Annotated in this window: 9 protein-coding genes and 1 pseudogene; 3 read left to right on the top strand and 7 right to left on the bottom strand. The window is 49.4% G+C overall.

Annotated features, from left to right (window positions below):
- Window positions 1–234: 234 nt before the first annotated feature.
- Both EDM59_RS04660 and EDM59_RS04655 read right to left on the bottom strand, forming a co-directional pair.
- Window positions 235–1,947, bottom strand: a complete 1,713-nt coding sequence (locus EDM59_RS04660; protein WP_122922525.1) for a vWA domain-containing protein — start codon at window positions 1,945–1,947, stop codon at window positions 235–237.
- A gap of 12 nt (window positions 1,948–1,959) precedes the next feature.
- A complete protein-coding gene (locus EDM59_RS04655; RefSeq protein ID WP_122922524.1) occupies window positions 1,960–3,261 on the bottom strand; it encodes an AAA family ATPase in 1,302 nt (433 codons plus the stop codon).
- Window positions 3,262–3,498: 237 nt separating this feature from the next.
- Here EDM59_RS04655 and EDM59_RS04650 point away from each other — a divergent pair, with 237 nt between their 5' ends.
- The 3 genes from EDM59_RS04650 (at window position 3,499) to EDM59_RS04640 (ending at window position 6,565) form a co-directional block, all read left to right on the top strand.
- Window positions 3,499–4,893 (top strand): hypothetical protein, encoded by a 1,395-nt coding sequence (locus tag EDM59_RS04650; protein WP_122922523.1) that lies wholly within the window; start codon window positions 3,499–3,501, stop codon window positions 4,891–4,893.
- 122 nt (window positions 4,894–5,015) lie between these two features.
- Window positions 5,016–6,035, top strand: a complete 1,020-nt coding sequence (locus EDM59_RS04645) for a YkvI family membrane protein (RefSeq protein ID WP_122922522.1) — start codon at window positions 5,016–5,018, stop codon at window positions 6,033–6,035.
- Between the two features lie 101 nt (window positions 6,036–6,136).
- Window positions 6,137–6,565 (top strand): VOC family protein, encoded by a 429-nt coding sequence (locus EDM59_RS04640; RefSeq protein WP_122923374.1) that lies wholly within the window; start codon window positions 6,137–6,139, stop codon window positions 6,563–6,565.
- Window positions 6,566–6,632: 67 nt separating this feature from the next.
- On the opposite strand, the gene EDM59_RS04635 is transcribed toward EDM59_RS04640, so the two are convergent.
- The 5 genes and pseudogenes from EDM59_RS04635 to EDM59_RS04615 all read right to left on the bottom strand — a co-directional run bounded on the left by EDM59_RS04635 (window position 6,633) and on the right by EDM59_RS04615 (window position 12,513).
- Complete coding sequence (locus tag EDM59_RS04635; RefSeq protein WP_122922521.1) at window positions 6,633–7,103, bottom strand: GreA/GreB family elongation factor; 471 nt, start codon at window positions 7,101–7,103, stop codon at window positions 6,633–6,635.
- A gap of 264 nt (window positions 7,104–7,367) precedes the next feature.
- Entirely contained in the window at window positions 7,368–8,015 is a 648-nt protein-coding gene (locus EDM59_RS04630; protein ID WP_122922520.1) for a nitroreductase family protein, read from the bottom strand.
- A gap of 75 nt (window positions 8,016–8,090) precedes the next feature.
- Entirely contained in the window at window positions 8,091–9,986 is a 1,896-nt protein-coding gene (locus tag EDM59_RS04625; protein ID WP_122922519.1) for a putative bifunctional diguanylate cyclase/phosphodiesterase, read from the bottom strand.
- 238 nt (window positions 9,987–10,224) lie between these two features.
- A complete protein-coding gene (locus EDM59_RS04620; RefSeq protein WP_246010958.1) occupies window positions 10,225–11,289 on the bottom strand; it encodes a glycosyl hydrolase family 18 protein in 1,065 nt (354 codons plus the stop codon).
- A 177-nt stretch (window positions 11,290–11,466) separates the two neighbouring features.
- A pseudogene (locus EDM59_RS04615) lies at window positions 11,467–12,513 on the bottom strand (2,3-butanediol dehydrogenase).
- Between the last annotated feature and the right edge of the window lie 91 nt (window positions 12,514–12,604).

Raw genomic sequence — 12,604 nt, 5'->3', positions numbered from 1 at the left:
TTAGGTGCCGTCGAGGCAAACCATTCTTCGATTCCTATGCACACAAAACAGCTGAAAGAAATTACTCATCTTACTGTGCAAAGGTAAATCGAATCATTAGTTTGCCACACGCAACCCTCCGTCCACATTAAGTCGTTTGATCGTAGCACATGATCTTTCCGTCTGTAAAATGTTGGAAATTCCGTGGCAGATGACGTTGTCTCAAGCAGGACCCATTCGAGTGCCGATTTGAGCTCATGCCTGAAACACATCCAGCAGCAAGCCTGAAGTCTCTTGGTCCTTTGTCTCCCAGGAAGTCGCAAAACGAACCTGGTGGGAAACGCCCAGTATGTCATACTTTTGGACCAAATGCTGGCGAGCAGAACCGATGATCAAGCTATGCAGCCGGACTTGCTTTTGTTTGCCCAGATCAGCAAGCTGTTCCTGGACGTAGGGTGAGATCCCTCCAACCCCATCCGTTACCATGACAAAATCGGCACCGCGTAGAGCTTTGTCCTCATTTACCAGCTCTATCGCTCGTTTCATCGGGGAATCAAAATGAGTCCCTCCCCCAAACGCCATTTGCGCCAGATTGTAAAAAGCAGTCCAGTCTGGTTTTTTATGAGAGAGGAACTGCTCCCTTACCTCGCCCTTTGCGCCAAAAAGAAGCAGCACAAAATTACGTCTTTCCAGCATGGCGAGGGCTGCAAAGGTCATGACAAACAGCTGTGCCAGCCTCAGCTTGGAGCCTCTCATCGAATGAGACGTATCCAGCATGCAGATCACTGGGCCCTTTGGCGGTTCCTCCACCCACCCAGACGTATCATAGGTCATCAGCTTTTGCTCGACCCATTTCAGCATAAAATAGGTCTCATAATCAGGATCCGCCAGTAATACTGCCTCGCCGGGCAGCATGTGTGCGATATCTCCCGACTGCCGCAGATCGTAATACTCCTCTGGTAGCTGCCTGGAACGAACTTCCTTGCGTCTGACGCGGAAATGATGGACGTTTCGTCCGACTTCCTCTAGGAAAGCGATCAAATCCGGATGGCGCTTCAGCTTCTCCAGCCATTTGAGATACTGCTCAAAGCTCTGGCGCCGCAGCTGGCCGAGATCATGGCCCCAGCTGCGATTGGCAAACCGCTGACTCGCCGCAAACAATTCCTCGACGAACAACGTATCCAGCTCTTCCCTGGACAGAGACTGCTTCAGCGATTTTTCCAACCACTGCCCCAGCTCGTTTTCAAAAGCCGCAATCGCTTCTTTTTCCTGGCGATTGAGTCTCTCTAACTGTTTTTCTCTTTGGGAAAGCTCTTCCTCCAGCTTTTTTACCTTTTGCAGCAGCTTGGTTCGCTTGGTAAACTGGACGGCCATTTCCTCCCGCATTTGGCTAATTCGCTCCTGCAGAGAATCAATCTCCGCACGCACAAGCGGCTTGGAATCCATCGCCTCCTGCTTGTCCTCCACCATGCGCTTGCCTTGCTGCAGGGTATAACCGACGAGCTGAAGCTTCGCCACTTGCTTTTCCGTCAGCAGCTCGGACAGCCGCGCCTCCTGATGCCCTTCCTGTCCCTGCTGTTCCTTCAAGCCGGCAACCAGCGGCGATAGCTTCTGATCTTTTTCCCTCTGCTGTACTTCTTCCGCGTAGGTCTCTGTCAGCCAGAGCAACGCTTTAATCGCGGTTTTAAATGCTGCACTTTCTTGTCCGACCGTTCTGGGGTGGATCATCTTGGTGAAATACTGCTTCATGAGCGTTCCAATCATCCAATGATGAAAGGGTGTTGCTTCCTGTGTAAGATCAATCTCCGGTTTGTCCAGATAAAAGACAAAGAAAAAATCGGCGAACAGCTCCAGCTCAAACCAAGGGGCTCGCGCTTTTGCCTCCCCCACCCATTCCTGGGCCGTACGTGAGGAGGCGAGGTAGGTATCAAACATATACCGGTCCACTCGACTGGCACGTATGATCATCGACACCACCTCCTAGAGCGTATAATCGTACGCAGTGCCAGCAATCTCCTGGTCAAATACGGTTCGGTACGTCTTTTGGAGCTGCTGCAAAATCCGCTCACCTTCTATGCGCAGGTAGGCGTATTTCACGGTGTACTTTTCTGGGTTATGTATCAATCTGTTCTTTTCAAACACAAACGCTGTCAAATCCTGCTCCCGCTTTTGCCATTGAAGCAACCGATTCCGAAGATCTCTGGCAGTCTCTTCCAGCTCGGTTCGGCTCTCCTCCAGCAGCTGGCGGTTACGCTCCAATGCGTCCTTTCCCATTTTGGCGCCGACTTCTTTTTTGAATTGAAAAGCGTGGAGCTCGGATTCCTTTGCTTTCCATTTTTCAGCCGTCTGTTGAAACCTGCGCAGAGGGAGGTCGTTTTCCAGCTCCAGCTTGAGCATTTCCGTAAACTGAGTTTCAAAAATCTCCCGCATCACCGTCAAATCCTCAGGCACATCCCACATCATATGGGGCGTAAATACCGTATCCCAGATCGTGACCTCCTCTCGTCCGTGCAAGGCAGCAGAGGTTTTCCAGACATGGGCGATCTTGCTCCAGCGGCGGTCGGACAAACGGTATTCTTTTGCCTCCATATCCTGCTTGACGCGGTACAGGAAGTAGATGAGTGCCTCCGGAATGGTCACATTCGCAGCCTGTGTCTGGACATCGGTCACATCGTACAGGGAAAAGACGACGGGCAGCGGCGACTTCGGCAGGGAGAACATCTTTTCGTAGCTGGAAGCGTTTTGCAAATAACCAACTTCATAGCGGAACAAGAAACGATCGTACAAAGCGGTCAGCTGCTCATCATCTTCGGGAAGCTCATTGGAAGCTGCTATCAAAAACTGCAGCGGTACCGCTTCCTTTTCACGTCCGTTAAAGTAAATGCGCTCGTTTAAGATGGAGAGCAAGGCATTTAGAATCGCGCTGTTGGCTTTGAAAATTTCATCCAAAAAGGCAAATTGAGCCGCAGGTAGATATCCCTCTGTTTTGCGCACGTATTGATCCATTTTGAGCTGCTGCAAAGAAACGGGACCAAAAATTTCATCTGGGGTCGTAAAGCGTGTCAGCAGGTACTCAAACCAATGCTCAGACCCAAACAAATGGGAAACTGCGCGGGCAAGCTGTGACTTGGCGGTACCCGGAGGACCGATCAAGAGTGCATTTTCCCCACTAATCATCCCTAGCAGCAACAGACGAATCAGTTCGCTTCGCTCTAAAAACCGACGCTCTAACAGCTCGATGGCCTGGTCCATTTTTCGTTGAATGGGTGTGGTTGCGTTCATCGTTATTCGTGCCCGCCTCCGTGTTGCGAGGGGAGGCAGCACCTGTCCCTCCTCGTGCTAGGATCCCAAGTATGGATAAAATGGAGCTTGTCTTCAATTATAGTCTCATACCATGGTCAAAAATGCCAGTTTTCCAAGGAACCCTCCCCTATCTCCGCTCTCACCCATATTCAGTCACCCGCATATTCTTACTTCAAAGGGATTTTCAAACGGAGAAAGGATAAAGGAGGGTTCGCCATGGGTATTGAGCTTGTGTGGCTGCATGGGGTCTACGTGTTGTTTGTATTGGGTATTATTCTTCTCATGGTTTTGCGCCGCGACACCAGTCTGATCAGTATTCTCGGAATTGCTCTGCTCGGTCTGGTCGCCACCGGTTCCGTAACGTCCGCTGTCGGCGGCATTTTTGGAAGCTTTATCTACGCGATTACCGAGCTTTTGCCGACGATTCTGGTCATATGTATTATCGTCGCCATGAGCCACGTGCTGACGGATACGGGCGTCAATGAAACGATGATTCGGCCAATGACACACTTGATTCGCAATCCGACGCTGGCTTATTGGGTCATCGGGATCGTCATGATGGTCATCTCGTGGTTTTTCTGGCCGTCCCCTGGGGTAGCCCTGATCGGTGCCGTCATGCTTCCCGTTGCGCTGCGTGCAGGATTGCCAGCAATCGGTGTTGCTATCGCAATGAACTTGTTCGGACACGGAATTGCCTTGTCAGGCGACTTCGTCATTCAGGGTGCTCCCACTTTGACGGCAAAGGCTGCCGGCATTCCAGTCGGCGACGTGATCGCAGCCAGTGTGCCTCTCGTGATCGTCATGGGGGTTGTCACTACCGTCGTTGCTTTCTGGTATTTACGCAAGGACATGAAGATCGGAAACGTCCCTGCCCCTACAGAAACAGCCATTCCTGATTCGGTCTTTGCCTCCGTCCGCGTCCCCTTGACTCCGGGTGTGCGCAGAGCATTGGCAGCTGCCGTTCCCATCCTCTTTTTGCTGGATGTCCTCGCGATGTTTGCTTTTGACCTGCGGGGTGGAGATGCGACTGCGCTGGTCGGTGGAACGGCTCTCCTGATTTTAATCGTTGCCACCATGCTGGCCCATAAGCAGAAGGGACTGGAAGAGGTCACGAACCATCTGATCCAAGGCTTTCAATTTGGATTTAAAGTGTTCGGTCCCGTCATACCGATTGCCGCTTTCTTCTATATGGGAGACAGCGGGTTCATCAAAGTATTTGGCGAGGTGCTTCCCGCCAGCTCTCACGGAATCGTGAACGACTTAGGGGTGGCTCTCGCTCAAACCATCCCGATCAGTAAAGAGATCGCCGCACTTACCTTGACGGCTGTCGGTGTCATTACCGGGTTGGATGGCTCCGGCTTCTCCGGCATTACGCTCGCCGGGTCACTTGCACAGCTGTTTGCAACCGCACTGGGATCTGGTATCGCTACATTGACCGCCCTGGGTCAAATCGCGGCGATCTGGGTAGGCGGTGGAACGATCGTTCCTTGGGCGTTGATCCCCGCAGCAGCCATATGCGGTGTCGATCCGTTCGAGCTCGCCCGTCGAAACTTGTATCCGGTTGCGATCGGTTTGCTGGTGACCACCATCGTTGCGATGTTTTTGTTATAAATGCAGTAGAGGCGTTAAAAAGGAAAGGCGGTTGGCCAAAAGCCAGTCGCTTTTTTTCTTCTGTTTTCGCCAATAGCTCATACACTTGTACTAGCATCCCATTTGGAAAGGAACAGACCGGTATGAAGCTGTGGGGAAAAAGTATCCAGGTCGCTGCCACCTACATCGGAACTGTAGTGGGAGCCGGCTTTGCCAGTGGACAGGAAATTCTCGCTTTTTTTACCTCATACGGGCATGCAGGCACGATCGGCATCCTAGCCGCTACCGCCTTGTTTGTGTGGCTGGGCTACAAAATGATGCTGCTCGCTCATCAGCTGCGGACACCCTCCTATGAGTCGTTCAATCTACAGCTGTTTGGTCCCTATATCGGGAGAACGATGAACGTACTGGTATTTCTTACGCTGTTTGGTGTTACGACTGTGATGCTGGCAGGTGCAGGTTCAGTGCTGGAGGAGCAGTTTCATATCCCGTATCTCCTAGGAACGATTGCCACACTCGTTCTCGCTCTTTTAATCCTGCGGCAAGGGCTCGAACAGCTACTCGTCGTCAATGCCATCGTGGTGCCTTCCATGCTTATTTTTGCCATTCTCATTCTTCTGGAGGGCCACGTAAACTCCCCGCTCCCGCTTTCTGCACCGAATAGCTATGAATTTTTATGGAAGACGGTTTTGTACGTTTCCTTTAACCTCGCTATGGCCCAATCCGTTCTCATCCCCATCGGCTATGCCATCCGGGAACCCGTGGTCCTGCTGCGCGCAGCCGTCATCGGCGGAGTTGTCCTCGGTTTCATGCTTCTTGTCGTCCATACAGCGATGCTGGCGAACTGGGACGACGTTCGTTTCATGGACATCCCCATTCTCTATGTGACGGATCAATGGAATGAGTGGCTGCAATGGTTCTTCGTTTTTGTCCTCTACTCCGAAATTTTCACGACCCTGATCTCAAACGTATTTGGTATCGGCCAGCAGCTCCGCGAAATATTCAACGTACCTGAAACGCGACTGTATCTCTTTTTGTTCCTCGCCGCGTTCTCTCTCTGTTTAATCGGGTATTCACAGCTTTTGATGTTCCTGTATCCCTTGTTCGGATATTTGGGCTTGACGACTCTTTGCAGGGTTGCCCTCCCTACCTTAAGTAAATAAAAGAAATGACCGTGAAGTTGCTCAGGCTCGATCGTTTACATCCAGCATTCCTGGACGAAAATAGAAAGGGTCAATCGTCAGACGAGAAAGGAACGAAGCAAATGCCAGTCAATCCTTATCTTACGTTTCAAGGAAACTGTCGGGAAGCGGTCATGTATTATGCAAAAGTATTTGAAACAAGTCCGCCGCAGATTATGACTTTTGGCGATACGCCGCCGCATCCGGATTTTACGCTTCCAGAAGAAGCTAGGCCCCTCGTCATGCACACCAACATACAGGTTTGCGGCACCATGCTGATGTTTTCAGATGCGTTTCCAGGCACTCCTTTCGTGGCCGGCAACAACGTAAGCTTAGCGCTCGTCCATACCAACATGGATGAGATCAAAACCTACTTCGAAAGGCTGAAAGAAGAAGGAACGGTGCGTATGGAGCTGCAGGAAACCTTCTGGAGCAAATGCTACGGCAGTGTTGTCGACAAGTTTGGCATGGAGTGGCAATTTAACTATCAAAGCGATGAGTGTGAGGTCTAATTTCGCTTCCGCCATCGCCCCATGCAAAAAGGCACCATCATGGAGACGGTGCCTTTTTGCTTGTCTGTCAGAGGCCTTCCTTCGTTGATGGAAACCCTCCTCTATAGGCGAATCTTACCTCACCAATCTGGACTGACTGTCTGCCAGCCGGACTCTCCAAGACGATCGACTCGTGGGGGGCCGACAACAACAATCGCCTGCCGATTGGAGATAAGAATGATATTCGATTTTGGTCTGGATCAATATCTGTGGGAAAAACCACAGTGAATAACTCCTCGTAGCCATCCTCTTCAAAACGCACGTGAACACTGCTTCCGAGCAAGGCCACGCTCTGCAGGCTTTCGGACAATGCGCCATCGTCTTTAGCCAGGATATCCTCTAACGTATCCCTGTATCGCTTGATCAGGGTATCAACGGTCTGTTTTTCTTTTCCGTAATCACGCACATAATGATCAAAAAAGAGGGAATATTGTTCGTCAAAAAACAGTAACTGCTTGATCAGCTGTTCACGGGTAGCATCCATCGTTCTATGGTTCATAATAGATGTCACCTCCGATATGATTTTCTGTCTTGCGTTTGACCCACTTGATGTCTCCCATTGCGATTCCTCCTTATACAAATAGCCCCAGCAGGGGGGCTTCCTCTCATTCTAACAGGATTTACCTATGGTTTCCATTGTTCTGGAGCACTTGGCGCCAATTAGGAAACTTGGCTCCGTTAAGCCCTAGCCTTCGCTTATACCCATTCTTCCTGTACAAAAAAAGAACCTCATTTACTTGCCCTGAGGTTCTTCTTTGCGTGTTTATTGAATATACGTTGTGATCTCGCTTACTTCTTTGCGAGGGAGCTTTTTCGGCACATCTTTCGGATAGCCGAGTGCGATGACCATGTTCATTTGCTTTTCTTCCGAGATGTTCAGGAGTTTGCGGATTTTTTCAGAAGCCAGCAGAACGGGTCCTGTCATCGGGCAAGTCCCCAATCCTTTTGCATAGGCGGCCAGCATCAGGTTTTGGGAAGCCAAGCAGCTGCTCTTGATTCCTTCCTCTTCCCAAACATTATCGTTCACCAGCTGGATCGGCTCGAAAATTTTCTCGCGGAATTTCGATTGATAAGGAGTGGCGAGGCAAATGATGAGTGCAGGTGCATCGGAGAATGCCGTTGCGTATGGTCCAAACGAACGGGTCAAGAGCTTGCCTTCCTTCTCGAATCCTTTTTCTGCTGCTTCTGCTGCTTTTTCATGAAGAGCATCCCAAGTGAGCTGCTCGATTTCTTTGATTTTCTCTTTGTTTGTAATCACGATGAATTCCCATGTTTGCGAATTCGTATCGCTTGGGGCATAACGGGCGCAGTCGAGAATGTCGTTAATATCTTCGATGGAAACGTCCTGCTCCGTAAATTTTCGTACACTGCGTCTTCCGTGAATAATATCTTTTAGTGCGTAAAAATCCATGTAGAGTGCTCCTTTTGTTTATTTACACGAATACCATTATAGCGTAAATCGCTTGAATGTCGAATCTTCCCTTTTCTAAACTTCTCGAAATGTTGTCCATGTATGGTCCAGGCGGTAAGGTGTGAAGAAAGCTGCTTCCACTTCCTGTGCCGGCAGTGGACGGCTAAAATAATAGCCCTGGATTTCCTGGCAGGAGTTTTCCGTGAGAAAATCAAGCTGTCCTTTTGTTTCAATCCCTTCTGCGATCACTTCCATATTCAAATGCTTGGCCATGGAAATAATCGTCGCGACAATCGCCTGATCACTGGCATTTCTCGTAATATCCGAAATAAACGAACGGTCGATTTTGAGCTTGTGGATCGGGAATTGCTTCAGATAGCTAAGGGAGCTGTATCCCGTTCCAAAATCGTCCAGGCTGATTTTTACCCCAAACTCATCCAGCTCTCTGAGAATCTCCGCAGATACCGCTGCGTCCATCATCATGCTCTCCGTTATTTCGAGCTCCAGATACTGCGGCTCCAGACCGGTCTCCTGCAAAATCTCACGGATGTACGCCACTAGATTGGACTGGTGGAATTGGCGGGAAGACAGATTGACCGAAACCGGGATCAAAGGCCCTCCTGCCAAATGCCATTCCTTCATCTGGCGGCATGCCTCGTGCAAAGTCCAGGTCCCGATCTCGTAAATAAGGCCAGTCTCTTCCGCAATGGGAATGAAGACACCCGGGGAAAGCAACCCTTTCGTGGGATGGCGCCAACGGACCAGCGCTTCAATGCCAATCATGCTGTAGCTGCCCGTCTGAAACTGCGGCTGGTAATACAGCTCCAGCTCTTGACGCTGCACGGCTTTACGCAAATCACTCTCCAGTTCGATTTTCAGGAGCAGCTGCTCATCTAGAACCGGTGAGAAAAACTGATGCCCGTTCTTTCCGTTCTTTTTGACTTCGTACATAGCCGTATCCGCATTTTTGAGCAGCTCTTCCTCGCTTGCACAATGCGTCGGGTAAATGGCGATACCAATACTTGCCGAAACGTAGTAATCGTTATTTTGCAACCGATACGGCACTTCAATTGCCTTCACGAGCTTTTCAGCAAGCTCTGCCGCCAGAGAAGGATCGTTGCAGTTTTCCAGGATGAGTGTGAATTCATCTCCGCCCAAACGAGCGATCGTCACAGGATACCCCTCTGCGCACTCACGGATTCGATTGCTCACTTCCTGCAGGAAACGATCACCGTACGTATGGCCTAATGAGTCGTTAATCAATTTAAACCGATCGATGTCCATCACAAACACAGCAAAGGGCGTAGGCTCTTCACGGTAGCGCTCAATCGCTTGCGATAGCGCCTGATGAAACATTCGTCGATTCGGCAATCCCGTCAGCTCGTCATGAAGGGCCTGGTACTCGATGATCGCTTTGGCTTGCTGTTCTTCCAAGCGGTTTTGGTTTTCGTAGGCTTCCAGTACGATTTGCTGTTCGAAGCTGAGCAGCTTGGTAACGGCTTCACGAAGTCCTTCCGTTTCCAAAAGTATGCCTGACTGCTCATGAATGATCTGGAGCAGCGTATTTAATAAATTTTGGAACGAACCCATGTACCACTTTGGCGGAAGCCCAATCTTTTGGTGAACCATCGCAATTTTAAGACGTTTCTCGATAAAGGCTGAATCAATTTTGCCCGCAAACATCTCAATCAAGTGATTGGATAAAGTTTGACGCAGCCTCTCTACCGTCGTGAATTTCGTTACCGTTTGCTTTAGAGAATCGACATCGAGGATCGCTTCATAAAAAGAAGACGTGATTCGATCAATTTGGGAGACTACCACGGGACGTAATTTCGCGATCAATTCCAAATCCTTGGAAGTCATATTAATCATTTGTATTTGAGAGAGCACTTCAGGATGATCGTCCAGCAGGATTTGACCTATCGCACTGGCTTGCTGTGGTGCTCGATCGTTGCGATCAGAATGAATCATGTGACCGTACTCCTTTTCAGGATCTATTTTCTATTGAGGCGCCTGACCAAGGAGGTTCGTTCCAACTAGACAGACTTATTTGTAATGGTTTCGACAACATTCAACATTTACCTGCATTATCCAACCGATCGTGTTACAAACCTGTTACATATCTTCATTTGAACATAAGCTTTTGGGAATTTCTGCAAAAAGAAAAAGCATCAATGCCACTGCTGGCTAATTGATGCCTCCTTTTTCCTTAACGAAAAATGGTCCATATGCCGGGAATCTCTTGCCCTACATACCAGACAGCGGAGCCTCGGAGGTTGTACTTCTTCACCAAATCCAAACGATTCTTCAGCGAGGTTTCATCCTCCACCCAGATCTGGTGCTTCTCCCCGTTTTCAACAAATTCCACATAGTTTTGCTGCGTTTTCGGATCGTATTTTTTATCCAGCTTCTTGTCCATCAAAATCTGCTCGGTTTCAATCATATTGCGGTCAAAGCGAATAGATTGGTTGGTTTGGAGATTCGTCACCCATTCTCTCGTGTAAAAGGGAATCGCGAGAATGATTTTTTCAGAAGGAACATCCTTCATGAGAAGCTGTATCCCTTCCTCTACCCAACTGAGCGAAGCCACCGAGCCTACTTTTTCTCCCCCGCCCAAATCCTCGTCGTAGCCCATCATGACGATATAATCCGCTATTTCCCCCAAAGCTTTCCGATCGTAGCTTCCCGACCAGAACGGATCTGGGTTTTCCCGAGTAACATCTACCGAAATCACAATTCCGTGTGGGCCTAGCGTTGATTTGAGTTCCTTGACGAAATGAACGAAGTCGTCCTTGTTTTTCGGATTAATATTTTCAAAGTCTACATTGACTCCATCTATTTTCGCGGGGACGAGCTTTTCCTTCAGCATCTCGGCAATCTTTTTGTGGTTGTCCCGCTTCCCAATCATCTTGTCGGTCAGCTCCGCATTGAACTGATTGCCGAAAAAGGCCCACACCTTTCTACCTGCACCATGTGCCCATTCGAGGTAGCGCTGATCCGCCTCACCAGAAACCATCCGTTCATCATCCAGACTAAACCATCGTGGAGAGACTACATTCATCTCGGGAGAAGCGTTGTTCTGTTCAATGTAAATGTCAGTGGTTCCAAAAGCATTCCATCCAAGTAAAATACTGCTCTTGTTTGAAATATTGTTCACTTTTGCCTTGGGTGCCTCACTCTGGGGAAGTGCTTGTTGACGAGACTGTCCGGACGGGCTACAGCCGAAGACTCCAAGCATGAGGACGATGAATAAACAAATCCCCCTGATTCGCATGTTCACTTTCCTTTCGCACCTGAATTTGCTTCGGTTAGTTTGTCCAAATGAATACAGCATTCTTCCTTTGTGAGTGGTTTCCTGATTATCCCTGCCCTTGCCAGAAAAGACGCAAAAAGCAGGCAAGAATGATATCCTGCCCGCTTTGACTCATGCTTTGCTATGATGACAAATTCGTTACCCTTGCGTATTCACCAATATTTTCGCCTGGCTCTTATCCTTGATCAACAGCTCCAGCCCCCCATCGACGATTTGGCTCAGCTCGATCTTTTTAGTGATGACGTTCTTGACGTCCAGTCTTCCGGATGCCATGAGATTGATGACCTCTGGGAAAACGTGACGATAGGCCAATGTCGATGTTACATTCAATTCCTTGATCATGACGAGGCTCATGTTCAGCTCCACCGGTTTCGTGAAAGCTGCAATGACCATGAGCTCTCCGCCTTTTTTCAAAACGGAAATCGCGCTGGAGAATGTCGGCTGCGCCCCCGCTGCTTCATAAGCAATCTCTACTCCGCCTGTCAGGGACATGATTGCTGGAACGGTATCCTCCGTAGCTGCATTCACGATGTAGGCAGCTCCCAATTCTCTCGCCTTAGCCAAACGTTCCTCGGACACGTCCACCATGACAATTTCAGAAGCACCCGCTGCCTTTGCTGCGAGCAAGGTCAGTAAACCGATGGGGCCAGCGCCAAAGATGGCAACTTTATCTCCCACCTTCAGCCTGCTTTGACGTACGGCTTGCATAGCTACTGCCGTCGGTTCTACCAGTGCCCCTTCTTCCAAGGATACCGCGTCGGGAAGCTTATGCACCATATAAGGGTCGACTACCACGTATTCGGCAAATCCACCGTTTGCATTCAAGCCTACAAATCCAAACGATTCACACTGATTGTAACGTCCTTTTTTGCAATAGTCGCAATGTCCGCAATAGATGAGGGGTTCAACCGCTACCCGGTCACCCGCTTGAATGCCTGCAACCCCTGCACCCACCTCGACAACTGTCCCCGCAAACTCATGACCGAGTGTCAAGGGTGCCTCTTCTTTGGAAAGGGGATGCGGACCATTTACTTGGACCCCAACACCGTGATGATAAGCGTGAAGGTCACTCCCGCAAATTCCCGCCTATGCGGTTTTGATCTTCACTTTTCCTGCCGTAGCTTTTGGTTCGACTACTTCTTGGACACGGACGTCTTTTGCCCCATACCAGACTGCTGCTTTCATCTATCATTCAGCTCCTTTACCTTTTTAATGAAGAAAACGGTTACAGGAATAGTTTACTATGGCTTATTTTTAAAATAAAATTAATTATCAC

It is taken from the genome of Brevibacillus nitrificans (assembly GCF_003710965.1).
GTDB lineage: Bacteria > Bacillota > Bacilli > Brevibacillales > Brevibacillaceae > Brevibacillus > Brevibacillus centrosporus.
Note: the sequence above shows the minus strand (reverse complement) of the source record. Positions and strands in the feature narration are given on the sequence as shown.